The sequence below is a fragment of the Sphingomonas plantiphila genome (assembly GCF_046000505.1).
GTDB lineage: Bacteria > Pseudomonadota > Alphaproteobacteria > Sphingomonadales > Sphingomonadaceae > Sphingomonas > Sphingomonas plantiphila.
On record NZ_JBELQC010000001.1, the window covers coordinates 2,046,922 to 2,060,342 of the forward strand.

Here is a 13,421-nt window from a genome sequence, read left to right on the forward strand (position 1 = left end):
AGGCGGCAAGCCCAAAAGCGCCTACGATCGCGATTGCAGCTCGCATGTGTTTCTCCCAGTCACCGAACGAGGGAACTATGCTTTTCCAAAACTGAAAATTGCAACTGTGAATGGGCTCAATGTCGAGCCTGATCCAAATCATGACTCAAAGAAGAAGGATTTCCCTAACACCTTCCGCGAAGGCGAAAGAGGCTTAGGAAGCGAAAGGAACTGCAGCCTCCTCTACCGCGATCTCCAACAGCAGGTCCTTGCGGCTGAGCTTCCCGATCATCGTCTTGGGCAGTTTCTCGCGCACCACCACCGCATCCACGCGTTCGTGCTTGCCGACTTGCGGGTTGAGCCAGGCGCGCAGTTCCTCGCCGGTCACTGACTCCGCGTCCTCGTTGAGCGCGACATAGGCGCGGGGGACTTCGCCGAGGCGGGGGTCGGGCATCCCGACGACCAGCACCTCCTTGACCGCGGGGTGGCGGTAGAGGACTTCCTCGACATGCTTCGGGAAGACCTTGAAGCCGCCGACCGAGATCATGTCCTTGAGCCGGTCGACGATGCGGATGAAGCCGTCTGCGTCGATCTGGCCGACATCGCCGGTGCGCAGCCAGCGCTGGCCATTGGCGTCGTGGCAGAAGGTCGAGCCGTCGGTGTCGGGGCGGTTCCAGTAGCCGGCCATCACCTGCGGCCCGGCGATGACGATCTCGCCCGGTTCGCCCGCTGGCGCGTCGCGCGAGGGGTCTTCCTTGTCGACCAGCCGCACGCGGGTGGCGACGATCGGCTGGCCGATCGTGCCGGGTTTCCCGGCGGCCTGATAAGGGTTGGCTGAGACCACACCGGAGCTTTCGGACAGGCCGTATCCCTCGATCAGCGTGGCGCCGGTTTCGGCCTCGAACCGCTTCTTGAGTTCGGCGGGGAGCGGGGCGCCGCCGGAGATGCAATATTTTAGGCTGGACCAGTCGGTCGATGCCGACTTCGGATGATCGATCAGCGCCTGGAACATGGTCGGCACGCCGGGCAGCGCCACCGGGCGGGTGCGGTCGATCGCGGCGAGCGCCTGGGCGGCGTCGAAGCGGGGGAGCATGACGATCTCGCCGCCGGTCAGCACGGTGCGGTTGAGGACGCAGGTGTTGGCGAAGACGTGGAAGAAGGGGAGGACGCCGAGCACCTTGTCATGGCTGGTGCCGAGTTCGGGGTCGAGCCGGGCGACCTGGCGCGCGTTGGCGGACAGGTTCTGATGGGTCAGCATCGCGCCCTTGGGCACGCCGGTGGTGCCGCCGGTATATTGGATCAGCGCGAGATGGGTCTGCGGGTCGATCTCCACCGTCTCGCACGCGCCGTCATTGGCGATGAGGTGCGAGAAGGCAGTGATGCGCGGATCGGCGGGGCGCTCCGCCACTTCGCTGCGCTTGAACATGCGGTAGAGGATCGATTTGGTCGCGGGCAGGGCGCCGGCGACCGATCCGACAACGAGGCGTTCGAGCGTGCTCGCTTCGAGCACCTTGAGCGCGGTCGGGAGCAGCGCGGTGGCGCTGAGCGTGAAGAGCAGCCGCGTGCCGCTATCGGCGACCTGCGCGGCAAGCTCGTCCACCGTGTAGAGCGGCGAGAAATTGACGACCGTCGCGCCGAGCTTGAGGATACCGTAATAGGCGGCGACATAATGGGGGACGTTGGGCAGGAACAGGCCGATCCGGTCGCCCTTGCCATAGCCCATCGCGCGCAGGCCGCAGGCGACGCGGTTGGCGCCGTCGAGCGTTTCGGCATAGCTGTAGTGACGGCCGAGAAAGTCGAGCAGCGGGGCATCGCCCATGCGTCGCGCCGATTCCTCGAACGCGGCGACCATCGAGAGCGGCGGGAGGTGCTGGTCCCACGGGCCGGGGTGACGATAGGCGGTGCGCCAGGCGTGCTCGGGATCGCTCATTTACACAGGTGTAAGCAAAGCCCCCGGGAACGCAAGCCGTGGGCGCGCGTCAGCGACGGATGGTGCGCTCGGTCCAGGTGTAGAGCACGGAAACCGCCATCACGCCGACATCGACCGCCGCCTGTACCTTGCGCGGCGAGATGTCGCTCGCCTCATGCGTGATGATATGGATATCGGCCGAGGGATGGGCGATCGCGCCGATCGCCAGCAGCGACGCGCCGCCGGCGGCCAATGCGATCCTGCGCTTGCTCAACTGATCCATCACCGCCTCCCGATGGGAGCGTCATTAGGCATGTTTCGGCTGAACTGGAAGTGAATTCGCGCGCGTTCAGGCGGCTTTTGCGCGATCGCGGCCGGCAGCCTTGGCGGCGAAGAGTGCGCGGTCGGCGGCGCGGTAGAGCGTCTTCCAGTGCTTCTCGTTCAACAGGGGGCCGGTGGCGGTGCCGATGCTGGCGGTCACCGGCAGGTCGAAGGGCATGCGGGTGGTGCGCAGCCGACCGAGCGGTCCTTCGGGATCGAGCGGCTGGGCCGCATCGGACACGACCGCGAACTCCTCGCCGCCGACGCGTGCGATCAGCGCATCGGGCGGGGCGAGCGCGCGCAGCGTGCGTGCGACGACCCGCAGCACCTCGTCTCCGCCGTCATGCCCGATCGTTTCGTTGACCTGCTTGAAATGGTCGAGATCGAGGATCAGCAACGTTTGCGGCCGCTCGCGCCCGATCGCCTGGGCGAGGAAGGCGCGGCGATTGAGCAGGCCGGTCAGCGGATCGATATCGGCAAGCCGGCGCGCCACCGCCTCCGCCGCGACCGCCTCGTCCCGCTCGCGGCTGAGCAGGCGGATGCGATAGGCGATCGCGATCGACGACAGCAGCGCTTCGGCTGCCATCGACAGCAAGGTCGAATTGTCGAGCAGGAAGCTCCACGGAATGAGACCGAGGCTGGCGAAAACCCGCATGCCGGCGGCGAGGATCGGAGCGGCCCAGGCAATCGCGAAGAGCCAGAGGAAGTTGGAACGACGACGCCATGCCGAGACGAGGACCGCACTGACGGTGATCAGGACCGCGGCGAACACCCAATTATACAGGCCGTCGAAAAAACGCGGTGCGAGCGGCGTGCATGCTGCGACCGCAACGCCGGTGAGCAGCAGCGCGGCGATCGTCCAGCGGACCAGGCGGCGCAGGCGTGGGCCGAAGACATGCGCTTCGAAGAAGGTGCGCGCGAACCACAGGGCCGACGCGGCGGCGACGCTGAGCAGCAGATAGTTGATCCGCAGCCGCGTGTTGTTGACGATATCCGGCATCAACCAGGCCAGCGCGCCCGAGGATGTGACGGCATAGGCCATCAGCGCCGCGATCATCAGGCCATAAGCGAGCTGGAAGCGGTGCCGCAGCGAGGCCCAGAGCGCGAGATTATAGACCAACAGCGCGATGCACAGCCCGCCGAACGCGCCGTAGAGCAGGGTCATGGCGAGGTTGGCGCGATGGCTTTCCGCCTGGGTCGCCAGACGCGGGTTGATGACGATGCCGCGCAGGTTCGCCGATCCTTCGACCTTCCACAGCAGCCGGTCGACCGGCGCGCGCAGCCGGGGTAGGGGGTCTTCCACCACTGCGCCGATCTGGATGCGGCGGCTGGTGTTCTGGGTAGTGGCGCGGCGCATGCGGCCGTCGGCGTAGAGGACGTGAAGCGTCACGCGGTCCTGCCACACGCTGCCGATCCGCGCGCTGAGCGGGCGGCGCGAGCGCGAGCGTTCGCCGATCGGCTGGGACACCACCCAAAAGTCGCCCGGGCCGAATTGCAGCTGCGGGGTCGCGCAGTCGAACCCGGCAAGGTCCCGGACGATTTTGCGGGGGTCGTCACCGGGCGCGGCGCGGCGGACGCACACGGAGAGGGGGCGTCCGGTGGTACCGGCGCTCCAGCCGGGGGCGGTGGCGTGCGCGGGCGCCGCCCCCGCGATCGCGAGCGTGAACACAATCCAGATCAGTGCTGCAATCGCCCGCATCATTGGAGCGGCTCTATCCCCCGGAACGCGAAGAAGTGGTAAATTTATGGTGCTCCGGCCGGGAGTCGAGGGGTCGTTTCGGCGCTGCAGCCGAGGCCGATACGTGTCCGAACGCGGGACGCGTGTCCAGATACGATGGTTAACACCGCGCACGCGCGGCACTATGCTGTCATAAGCGAGGCGTATATGAATCGAATGCTTGTTCTGGCGGCATCGGCCGCGATGTGGATGCCCGTTGGATCGGCCGATGCGCGCGATCGCTACGAGACGCGGCAGATCGCGGTGCCGGCGGCGGGGCTGGACCTGTCGACCGATGCGGGGATCGATATCCTCGCGGCGCGGATCGACAAAGGAATCGACCGCATCTGCGGATGGGATGGCGACTGCCGCGACGGCGCCTGGGAAAGTACCGAGTGGCAGGTCGACCGGCTGATCCGCAAGGCGCGCGCCTGGCGGCGACTGGCGGAAGAGCGCGCGGCGCAGTTGCGGGCGTGTCGGGACCGATGCACGCGACCCGCGGCGTGGTATGCGCCGCCGCCGCCGCCGAGTGCGACGACGGTGATCGTGATCCGGGATTAGGGGCCGTAGCGGATCTCGTTCCAAGATCGGCGTCGATCCGCGAGCAAAACCTTCGGTTAGCTCTGCGCCCAGCGACGGCCTAGGCGCCCGGCTTCCACCCACTGTCCCTCAGGATCGCCGCGGGGTCTTTGAGGTCGAGGAGCGTTCGCAGTGCTGCGCGCTTGTCTTCGGCCTTGTCGTAATAAGCCCGGGCAATCCGATATCCTACCCAATAGCCGAGATCGCCGGGCGCATCCGGCGTTCCCACGCCATTATACAGCCATGGCGAAAGATCCTTCTTGTCGGCATCGGCGAGGAAGCGCGCATCGATCGCTTCGACGCGCCCAGACGTCCATGTCTGGAGATGAACGTTGCTCACCTGCCCCGAGATCAATTGGGCGACCAGCTCCGCGACCCCTTCGACAAGCGATTGTTTGAGGACGGTTGTGTTCTCGCTGTCTTCATCGAGCGCGGGCGATTGCTGAACATGGCCATATTCGTGCGCGACAAGATGATAGAGCCGATCCGTCAGCTTCGGTTGCAGCCAGGAGGATCTGCAGACGACCTCCAGTCCGATCAGCACGCCGGACTTGCCTGTTGTGCCACCGCTATTGTTGCGCCCGATCAAGATGGTGACCGGAGGGAACGTCGCCTGCGGATCGAGGGCCGCCAGCCGGCGAAACGCGCCCTGCAGCTTTGCTTTGACCGCCGGCAACGCCTTCATGCAGGAGCGGGCTTGCCGGTAGACCTCCGCCTCGTTGACGACTTCCAGGGCAAGCGCCTCGCCAGACATGATGCGATAAGGGACGAACTGACGGACACCGTCGGTTCCCCTGTCGATATAATCCCTTTGGAGCGTGGTCGCCGATGGCTTGCCCTTGGCGGCGTCATAAAGCCGATAGAATCTCGCGACATCGGAGGTGCGAATTTCAACCGCGTGGGGAGCGCTCGATGGCGCAGCCGCGGCGACCATGATCCAGGCGACTCCGACCAACCATCTGCCGCCCATCTCGCCTCCCCCTCGATCGCCTGCCCATTTCGTAGCAGAACGGGTGGCGTTCGCCAGATTCAGTTTGTCCAGATCTCTCGCACCGCGCGAGGCGAGCGAGTCCGCGCGATGGGGCCGTAGCCGGCCCGCGGCTGGTCCTCCGGACGATTTGGGGAGGCTCCGGTCGTCGCAAAGCAAAACCGCCCCGGTTCGCACCGGGGCGGCTTCGTGTTGTGCTCAGGCGTTGCTTACTTCGCTTTGACGGGGGCCTTCTTGCCACCCTTCTTCGAGCCCTTGGGCGCGGCGGGAGTGATCGCGAAGGTCAGTGCGTTGTCCTTGAGCTTCACCTCGACCTCGCCGCCATGGACGAGCTTACCGAAGAGCAATTCCTCGGCCAGCGGCTGCTTGATCTTCTCCTGGATCAGGCGACCCATCGGGCGCGCGCCATAGAGCTTGTCATAGCCGCGCTCGGTGAGCCACGCCTTCGCCTCGTCGTCGAGGCCGATATGAACGTTGCGGTCGGCAAGCTGGAGCTCGAGCTGCAGGATGAACTTCTCCACCACCCGCTCGACCACCTTGGTCGGGAGATAGTCGAACGGCACGATCGCATCGAGACGGTTGCGGAATTCGGGGGTGAAGAGCTTCTTCACCGCGTCCTCCTGAACGTCCTCGCGGCTCATCTCGCCGAAGCCGATGCTCTCGCGCGCCATGTCGGACGCACCGGCATTGGTCGTCATGATCAGGATGACGTTGCGGAAATCGACCGATTTGCCGTGGTGATCGGTCAGCTTTCCGTTGTCCATCACCTGAAGCAGAATGTTGAACAGCTGCGGATGCGCCTTCTCGATCTCGTCGAGCAGCAGCACACAATGCGGGTTCTGATCGACCGCATCGGTGAGCAGGCCGCCCTGATCATAGCCGACATAGCCGGGAGGGGCGCCGATCAGGCGGCTGACCGAATGCGCCTCCATATATTCCGACATGTCGAAACGCTGGAGCGGGATGCCGAGCAGTTCGGCGAGCTGCTTGGTCACCTCGGTCTTGCCGACGCCGGTCGGGCCGGAGAACAGGTAGTTGCCGATCGGCTTTTCGGGATCGCGCAGGCCGGCGCGGCTGAGCTTGATCGCGCTGGACAGCACCTCGATCGCCTTGTCCTGGCCGAACACGACGCGCTTCAGATCCGTCTCGATATTCGCCAGCACCTTGGTGTCGTCGGTTGAGACCGTCTTCGGCGGAATGCGCGCCATGGTCGCGATCACCGCCTCGATCTCCTTGGGAGTGATGGTCTTCTTGCGGCGGCTGGGGGGCACGAGCATCTGCATTGCGCCGACCTCGTCGATCACGTCGATCGCCTTGTCCGGCAGCTTGCGGTCGTTGATGTAGCGCGAGCTGAGCTCCACCGCCGACTTGATCGCGTCGGGGGTGTATTTGACGTTGTGGTGATCCTCGAACGCGCTGCGCAGCCCGGCGATGATCTTGATCGTGTCCTCGACCGTCGGTTCGTTGACGTCGATCTTCTGGAACCGGCGCAGGAGCGCGCGGTCCTTTTCGAAATGGTTGCGGAATTCCTTGTAGGTGGTCGATCCGATGCAGCGGATCGTGCCGCCCGACAGTGCCGGCTTGAGCAGGTTCGACGCGTCCATCGCACCGCCGCTGGTCGCGCCCGCGCCGATCACGGTGTGAATCTCGTCGATGAACAGCACCGCGTGGGGCAGCTTTTCGAGTTCGGACACGACCTGCTTCAGCCGCTCCTCGAAATCGCCGCGATAGCGCGTGCCGGCGAGCAGCGCGCCCATGTCGAGCGAGTAGATCACGGCCTCCTTGAGCACGTCGGGCACATCGCCCTCGACGATCTTGCGCGCGAGGCCTTCGGCGATCGCGGTCTTGCCGACGCCGGGATCGCCGACATAGAGCGGGTTGTTCTTGCTGCGGCGGCACAGGATCTGGACGGTGCGGTCGACTTCGGGACCGCGGCCGATCAGCGGGTCGACCTTGCCGGCCTTCGCCTTTTCATTGAGGTTGACGGTGAACTGCTTGAGCGCGCTCTCGCCCTTCTTGCCGTCGCCCTTGGCCGGCTTTTCCTCGTCCGCGCCCTTGGGCGGCGCGGCTTCGGTCGGCTGACTGCCCTTGCCGACGCCGTGGCTGATGAAGCTGACCGCGTCGAGGCGGCTCATATCCTGCTGCTGCAGGAAATAGACGGCATAGCTCTCGCGTTCGCTGAACAGCGCGACGAGCACGTTGGCGCCGGTCACTTCGTCGCGGCCAGATGACTGGACGTGCAGGATCGCGCGCTGGACCACGCGCTGGAACCCGCTGGTGGGCGAGGGATCGGTCTGCTGGTCGACGCGCAGCGCCTGCAGCTCGGTATCGAGATAGTGCGCGACGGTGGTGCGCAATTCGCCGAGGTCGACCCCGCACGCGCCCATCACCTTGCTGGCATGATCGTCGTCGACAAGCGCGAGCAGCAGATGCTCGAGCGTCGCATATTCGTGGCGGCGCGAGCTGGCGGCTTCCAGCGCGCGATGGAGGGTGGATTCGAGGGCGGAAGCGAAACTAGGCATTCAGGTTTACTCCAGTCGGGCCGATACGCGGCCCGTCTATCCCTATGTCGGGAGTGCCATGCCGCGCATCAAGCGCCGCACCCGCCCCAGAGAGTCTTATAGCGTGACGCCCGGGGTTCGGTGCTCCGCTCATCGCTTGAATAGAGCGTCTGCGCTTGCGCGATGGTTAACAGCGTGTTCAATTCTGCCGCGACAGCGCGCGATTTCCGCTTCGAGCAGGGCGATGCGGTCTTCCAGCTCCGCCACGGACAGCGGGTCGAGATCCTGGCGCGCGAGCAGCGCGGCGGGGTCGTTGGTTCGGCGGGGAAGATCGTCCGAGTCCATGGCGGACAAGGTCGGGCGCGCGCCGCCGCCTGTCAAGCGCCCCCTGTCGATCGGCACGCGGTCACCGTTCTGCGCAGGTCCGGCCTTGACGTGGCGTCATGACGCCCCGATTCAGGGCGCAACAGGGGGAATTCCATGCATCTGCCCGAGCTTATGACCGCCATCGATCCTGCGCAGCCCGGGGGGCCGGAGGTGCTGGTGCCGGTGGAGCGGCCTGTGCCGGCGCCCGGGCCCGGCGAGGTGCTGATCCGCGTTGCCGCGGCGGGGGTGAACCGGCCCGATGTGCTGCAGCGCATGGGCGGCTATCCGCCGCCGCCGGGGGTGACTAGCATCCTTGGCCTGGAGGTCGCGGGCGAGATCGTCGCGGTGGGCGCGGACGTTCCGCCGGAGATGGTCGGCCAGCCGATGTGCGCGCTGATCGCGGGCGGGGGTTATGCGTCCTACGCAGTCGCGCCGCTTGGCCAGTGCCTGCCGGTGCCCGAGGGGTTGTCGATGGTCGAGGCGGCGGCGATGCCGGAGACGCTGTTCACCGTGTGGACCAATTTGTTCGAGCGCGGCTATGCCAGCGAAGGCGATATCGCGCTGGTCCATGGCGGAACGAGCGGGATCGGCACGATGGCGATTTCGCTGTGCAAGCTGTTCGGCGTCACGGTCATCGTGACTGCGGGGAGCGACGACAAGGTTGCGGCATGCCTGGCGCACGGGGCTGACCATGCGATCAACTACAAGACCGAGGATTTCGTCGCGCGGGTCAAGGAACTGACTGAAGGGCGCGGCGTGAATGTCGTCCTCGACATGGTCGGCGGCGACTATGTTGCGCGCAACATGAAGTGCATGGCCGAGGACGGGCGGCATGTGTCGATCGCGGTGCAGGGCGGGGCCATGGCGACCGTGCCGGTGTTCGAGATCATGCGCCGCCGACTGACGCTGACCGGATCGACGCTGCGCGCGCGCGACGAAGCGTTCAAGACGCTGGTCGCTGACGAACTGGCACGCGCGGTGTGGCCGTTCGTCGCCGACGGGCGGCTGCGCCCGGTGATCGACCGGACCTTTCCGCTGGCCGAGGCGGCGGAGGCGCACCGGCGGATGGAAAGCGGCGCGCATATGGGGAAGATCGTACTGACCGTCTGAGTCGATCCGGATTCGATGGCGGGGGGCGCGGCAACCCCCTAGACTGGCTGGCGAATCGGGGGTTTTCGACGTGTTCGCCTTTCTGCTTGCGCCGGAGAATGTCGTCTTCGTGTCGGCGCTCATCCTGATGCTCCTGCTCGGCGTCGTGCAGGCGATCGGGCTGTCGGGCGATGCCGATTTCGATGCGCCCGACTGGCTCGACTGGATGGGGTTCGGGCAGGTGCCGCTGCTGGTGGTGCTGGTGCTGCTGCTTGCCAGTTTCGGGTTGATCGGCCTGATCGGACAGCAGGTCGCGCTGGATTTCGGGGGCGGACTGCTGCCCTGGTGGATCGCGGTGCCGGGCGCGGGGGCGCTGGCGCTTCCCGCCACGGGGCTGTCCGCGCGGCTGCTCGCGCCGATCCTGCCGCGCGATCATACGACCGCGATCGAGATCGACGATCTGGTCGGCAGCCAGGCGCATATCATCACCGGACGCGCTGCCGCGGGATCGCCCGCCCGCGCGCGGGTCGAGGACTGGCACGGCCAGGCACATTATCTGATGGTCGAGCCCGACAATGCCGACCAGATTTTCGAAGAGGGCGAGCGCGTGCTGCTGGTGCGGCGCGAGGGCGGCGTCTTTCGTGCGATTGCCTATGGCGATCATCATCTGCCGAGACTGGGGGTTTAGAACATGCAGGACGTCGCGACGACGGGGGGCTCGATGCTTCCCTATTTGATTTACGCGGGCGGCGGTCTGCTGACGCTGCTGATCATCGGGCTGGTGATCGCGCGGCTGTACAAGCGCGCGTCGAAGGAGATCGGCTTCGTCCGCACCGGGTTCGGCGGGGAAAAGGTGGTCATCAATGGCGGCGCGCTGGTGCTGCCGGTGTTCCACGAGACGATGCCGGTCAACATGAACACGGTGCGGCTTGCGGTCGAGCGCAAGAATGCCGATGCGCTGATCACGCTCGACCGGCTGCGCATCGACGTGAAGGCCGAATTCTACGTCCGCGTGAAGCCCGACAGCCAGTCGATCGCGACGGCCGCGCAGACGCTGGGCATGCGGACGATGAACCCCGATGCGCTGAAAGAGCTGGTCGAGGGCAAGTTCGTCGACGCGCTGCGGTCGGTCGCGGCTGGGATGACGATGAACCAGCTGCACGAGCAGCGCGCCGAGTTCGTGCAGAAGGTGCAACAGGTGTCGTCCGCCGACCTGGCGATGAACGGCCTCGAACTCGAATCGGTGTCGCTGACCGGGCTCGACCAGACCAGCATCGAGCATTTCAACGCCAATAACGCGTTCGACGCCGAGGGCCTGACCAAGCTGACCGAGCAGATCGAGCTGCGCAAGAAGACGCGCAACGACATCGAGCAGGATACCCGCGTCCAGATCGAAACCAAGAATCTGGAGGCGGAGCGCCAGTCGTTCCTGATCGGGCGCGACACCGAATTCGCGCGGCTGGAGCAGGAACGCGAGATCGAGCTGAAGCGCGCGGCGCAGGCGTCGGAAGTGGCGCAGGAACAGGCGCTGCGCACCCGCGAGGCGGACCAGGCGCGGATCGAGGCGAAGAAGCAGATCGACAGCTCGCAGATCGAGGCCGACCGCGCGGTGAAGGAAGCGCAGATCGCGCAGACCCAGGCGCTGGAACTCGCCCGTCAGGAACAGCAGATCGCGGTGCAAAACAAGAGCCGCGAGGAAAGCCAGTCGCGCGCCGAGGCCGACAAGGCGCGTGCCGCGGCGGTGGTCGCCGAGGAGCAGGTGTCGACCGCGCGCGAGGCCGAGATCGCCGAGCGTACCAAGCGCATCGAATTGATCGACGCGGCGCGCGAGGCGGAGCGCGCGGCGATCGGCGTCAAGGTCGAGGCCGAGGCCGAAAAGCAGGCGGCGGCGGATCGCGCCGAGGCGGCGCGGCTGGTCGCGGAAGGCGAGGCCGAAGCGGCCAAGCTGCGCGCCGAGGCGGATCGCGTGCGATTCGAAGTCGAGGCGGCGGGCCAGCGCGCGATCAACGAGGCGGCGAACCTGTTGTCGTCGGACCAGGTGTCGCTCCAGACCAAGCTGGCGCTGCTCAAGGTCCTGCCCGAGGTGATCCGCGAGGCGGCCAAGCCGATGGAGGCGATCGACAGCATCAAGATCGTCCAGGTCGACGGGCTGACGTCGGGCGGCGGCGCGGCGTCGGGCGGGGCGCCTGGGGGGAGCGGCGACGGTAACCTGGCCGATTCCGCCGTCGCGGCGGCGCTGCGCTATCGCGCGCAGGCGCCGATGCTGGACGGGCTGATGAAGGAACTGGGCTTCGACGGCGGCTCGCTCGACGGCCTGGTCAAGGGCGCGGCGGCGGCCGGCGACGTCTCGCTCGGCGGAGCAGCGAAACCGGCGGAGACGGGCGATGACGCCGATCCTGCATGAATATGCGCCGTCGGGGAATTGCTACAAGATCCGGCTGACCGCCGCGCTGACCGGGCAGTCGATCGAACGGCGCGGCTATGACATCATGGCGGGGGAGACGCGGACGGCGAACTTCCTCGCCAGCGTCAACGCCAATGGCCGCATCCCGGTGCTGCAGATCGGCGACCGGTTTCTGCCGGAGAGCAATGCGGCGTGCTTCTATCTGGCGGACGGGACCGCGCTCGTGCCGGATGATGCGTTCGAGCGGGCGGACATGCTGCGCTGGATGTTCTGGGAGCAATATAATCACGAGCCGAACATCGCGACGGTGCGGTTCTGGCTGAGCTTGGTCGGCGAGGATAATCTCGACGCGGTTCAGCGCGCGCTGTTGCCGGGCAAGCGTGCGGCGGGGGCGGCGGCTCTGAGGCTGATGAACGATCATCTGGCCGAGCGCGACTGGTTTGTCGGCGACGCGCCCTCGCTCGCCGATCTATGCCTGTTCGCCTACACCCATGTCGCCGAGGAGGGCGGTTTCGCGCTGACGCCGGTCCCGGCGGTGCGCGCCTGGATCGCGCGGGTCGAGCAGATTCAAGGCTATATCCCGATCACCGCATGACAGATCGGTGACTCCCGAACGATTCGAGCTGTAACATTCCAACGCCATAGGCACCCGCAGGCAAGGGAACAGCGCGGGGCGACCATGGCCACGATCACTCGACTTCCGTTCGACACCAGCGTCGCGCATATCGCCGACTTCACCGCTTCCGATCCGTCGATTCCGGAAAAGACCGTTACGCAGCGGCGCCAGTATCGGACGATCTGGATCAGCGATATCCATCTCGGCACGCGCGGCTGCAATGCCGAGATGCTGATCGACTTTCTCGACCATGTCGACAGCGACACTATCTATCTGGTCGGCGACATCATCGATGGGTGGCAGCTCAAGAAGAAATTTTACTGGCCGGCGGCGCATAACGACATCGTCTGGCGCATCCTGAAGCGCGCCAAGCGCGGTGCCCGGGTGATCTACATCCCCGGCAACCATGACGAGATATTCCGCCAGTTCAGCGGCCTCAGCTTTGGCGGGGTCGAGATCAAGCGGCAGGCGATCCACCAGACCGCCGACGGCCGCCGCCTGCTGGTGCTGCACGGCGACGAGTTCGATGCGATCACGCTGAGCCATCGCTGGCTCGCGCATGTCGGCGATGCGGCCTATACCGCGGTGATGGCGCTCAACCGCTGGTGCAACAAATATCGGCGCTGGCGCGGGCTACCCTATTGGTCGCTGTCGAAACACGCCAAGCAGAAGGTGAAGAACGCAGTCGAGTTCATCTCCGGCTTCGAGGAAATCGTCGCGAAAGAAGCCGGCGCGCGCGGTGTCGACGGCGTGATCGCGGGGCATATCCATACCGCCGAAATGCGCACGATCGAGGGGGTCGAATATTATAACGACGGCGACTGGGTCGAGGGTTGCACCGCCCTTGTCGAGCATTACGATGGCCGGATGGAAATTCTCCATTGGGCCGATGAGATCGCCGCGCGCGACCTTGGCCCGGAGAGGGTCGAGGAGCGCGAAGCTGCTTGAGTGA

Annotated in this window: 12 protein-coding genes; 6 read left to right on the top strand and 6 right to left on the bottom strand. The window is 66.0% G+C overall.

Annotation, left to right across the window (positions count from 1 at the left end):
- Positions 1-193 precede the first annotated feature (193 nt).
- From ABS767_RS09740 to ABS767_RS09750, 3 genes are all read right to left on the bottom strand, one after another.
- Positions 194-1,909 (bottom strand): long-chain-fatty-acid--CoA ligase, encoded by a 1,716-nt coding sequence (locus ABS767_RS09740; protein WP_408078157.1) that lies wholly within the window; start codon positions 1,907-1,909, stop codon positions 194-196.
- A 49-nt stretch (positions 1,910-1,958) separates the two neighbouring features.
- Positions 1,959-2,171 carry a hypothetical protein gene (locus ABS767_RS09745; protein WP_408078158.1) on the bottom strand — a complete coding sequence of 71 codons (213 nt, stop codon included), beginning with the start codon at positions 2,169-2,171 and terminating at the stop codon, positions 1,959-1,961.
- Positions 2,172-2,237: 66 nt separating this feature from the next.
- A complete protein-coding gene (locus ABS767_RS09750) occupies positions 2,238-3,911 on the bottom strand; it encodes a GGDEF domain-containing protein (RefSeq protein ID WP_408078159.1) in 1,674 nt (557 codons plus the stop codon).
- A gap of 183 nt (positions 3,912-4,094) precedes the next feature.
- On the opposite strand from ABS767_RS09750, the gene ABS767_RS09755 reads away from it, so the two are divergent.
- Positions 4,095-4,487 carry a UrcA family protein gene (locus ABS767_RS09755; RefSeq protein WP_408078160.1) on the top strand — a complete coding sequence of 131 codons (393 nt, stop codon included), beginning with the start codon at positions 4,095-4,097 and terminating at the stop codon, positions 4,485-4,487.
- 79 nt (positions 4,488-4,566) lie between these two features.
- On the opposite strand, the gene ABS767_RS09760 is transcribed toward ABS767_RS09755, so the two are convergent.
- The 3 genes from ABS767_RS09760 to ABS767_RS09770 all read right to left on the bottom strand — a co-directional run bounded on the left by ABS767_RS09760 (position 4,567) and on the right by ABS767_RS09770 (position 8,339).
- Complete coding sequence (locus ABS767_RS09760; RefSeq protein ID WP_408078161.1) at positions 4,567-5,439, bottom strand: gliding motility protein GldB-related protein; 873 nt, start codon at positions 5,437-5,439, stop codon at positions 4,567-4,569.
- A 263-nt stretch (positions 5,440-5,702) separates the two neighbouring features.
- Positions 5,703-8,015, bottom strand: coding sequence for an ATP-dependent Clp protease ATP-binding subunit ClpA (gene clpA / locus ABS767_RS09765; protein WP_408078162.1), 2,313 nt, complete (start codon positions 8,013-8,015; stop codon positions 5,703-5,705).
- 129 nt (positions 8,016-8,144) lie between these two features.
- The gene (locus tag ABS767_RS09770; protein ID WP_408078163.1) at positions 8,145-8,339 is read right to left on the bottom strand and encodes a DUF1192 domain-containing protein; all 195 of its coding nucleotides are present in this window, start codon (positions 8,337-8,339) and stop codon (positions 8,145-8,147) included.
- Positions 8,340-8,492: 153 nt separating this feature from the next.
- On the opposite strand from ABS767_RS09770, the gene ABS767_RS09775 reads away from it, so the two are divergent.
- The 5 genes from ABS767_RS09775 to ABS767_RS09795 all read left to right on the top strand — a co-directional run bounded on the left by ABS767_RS09775 (position 8,493) and on the right by ABS767_RS09795 (position 13,417).
- Positions 8,493-9,470, top strand: coding sequence for an NAD(P)H-quinone oxidoreductase (locus ABS767_RS09775; RefSeq protein ID WP_408078164.1), 978 nt, complete (start codon positions 8,493-8,495; stop codon positions 9,468-9,470).
- Between the two features lie 70 nt (positions 9,471-9,540).
- Complete coding sequence (locus ABS767_RS09780) at positions 9,541-10,137, top strand: YqiJ family protein (RefSeq protein ID WP_408078165.1); 597 nt, start codon at positions 9,541-9,543, stop codon at positions 10,135-10,137.
- A gap of 33 nt (positions 10,138-10,170) precedes the next feature.
- Positions 10,171-11,853: a flotillin family protein gene (locus ABS767_RS09785; protein ID WP_408078166.1), complete on the top strand. Its 1,683-nt coding sequence runs from the start codon at positions 10,171-10,173 to the stop codon at positions 11,851-11,853.
- A complete protein-coding gene (locus tag ABS767_RS09790; protein ID WP_408078167.1) occupies positions 11,834-12,448 on the top strand; it encodes a glutathione S-transferase family protein in 615 nt (204 codons plus the stop codon). The genes ABS767_RS09785 and ABS767_RS09790 overlap by 20 nt, the downstream gene beginning before the upstream one ends.
- Before the next feature lie 84 nt (positions 12,449-12,532).
- A complete protein-coding gene (locus ABS767_RS09795; RefSeq protein WP_408078168.1) occupies positions 12,533-13,417 on the top strand; it encodes a UDP-2,3-diacylglucosamine diphosphatase in 885 nt (294 codons plus the stop codon).
- Positions 13,418-13,421: the final 4 nt, after the last annotated feature.

Bases quoted from the DNA above. Each gene is read 5' to 3' on its own strand.
- ABS767_RS09740 (WP_408078157.1), bottom strand. From the start codon at position 1,909: ATGAGCGATCCCGAGCACGCCTGGCGCACCGCCTATCGTCACCCCGGC.
- ABS767_RS09745 (WP_408078158.1), bottom strand. From the start codon at position 2,171: ATGGATCAGTTGAGCAAGCGCAGGATCGCATTGGCCGCCGGCGGCGCG.
- ABS767_RS09750 (WP_408078159.1), bottom strand. From the start codon at position 3,911: ATGATGCGGGCGATTGCAGCACTGATCTGGATTGTGTTCACGCTCGCG.
- ABS767_RS09755 (WP_408078160.1), top strand. From the start codon at position 4,095: ATGAATCGAATGCTTGTTCTGGCGGCATCGGCCGCGATGTGGATGCCC.
- ABS767_RS09760 (WP_408078161.1), bottom strand. From the start codon at position 5,439: ATGGTCGCCGCGGCTGCGCCATCGAGCGCTCCCCACGCGGTTGAAATT.
- clpA (WP_408078162.1), bottom strand. From the start codon at position 8,015: ATGCCTAGTTTCGCTTCCGCCCTCGAATCCACCCTCCATCGCGCGCTG.
- ABS767_RS09770 (WP_408078163.1), bottom strand. From the start codon at position 8,339: ATGGACTCGGACGATCTTCCCCGCCGAACCAACGACCCCGCCGCGCTG.
- ABS767_RS09775 (WP_408078164.1), top strand. From the start codon at position 8,493: ATGACCGCCATCGATCCTGCGCAGCCCGGGGGGCCGGAGGTGCTGGTG.
- ABS767_RS09785 (WP_408078166.1), top strand. From the start codon at position 10,171: ATGCTTCCCTATTTGATTTACGCGGGCGGCGGTCTGCTGACGCTGCTG.
- ABS767_RS09790 (WP_408078167.1), top strand. From the start codon at position 11,834: ATGACGCCGATCCTGCATGAATATGCGCCGTCGGGGAATTGCTACAAG.
- ABS767_RS09795 (WP_408078168.1), top strand. From the start codon at position 12,533: ATGGCCACGATCACTCGACTTCCGTTCGACACCAGCGTCGCGCATATC.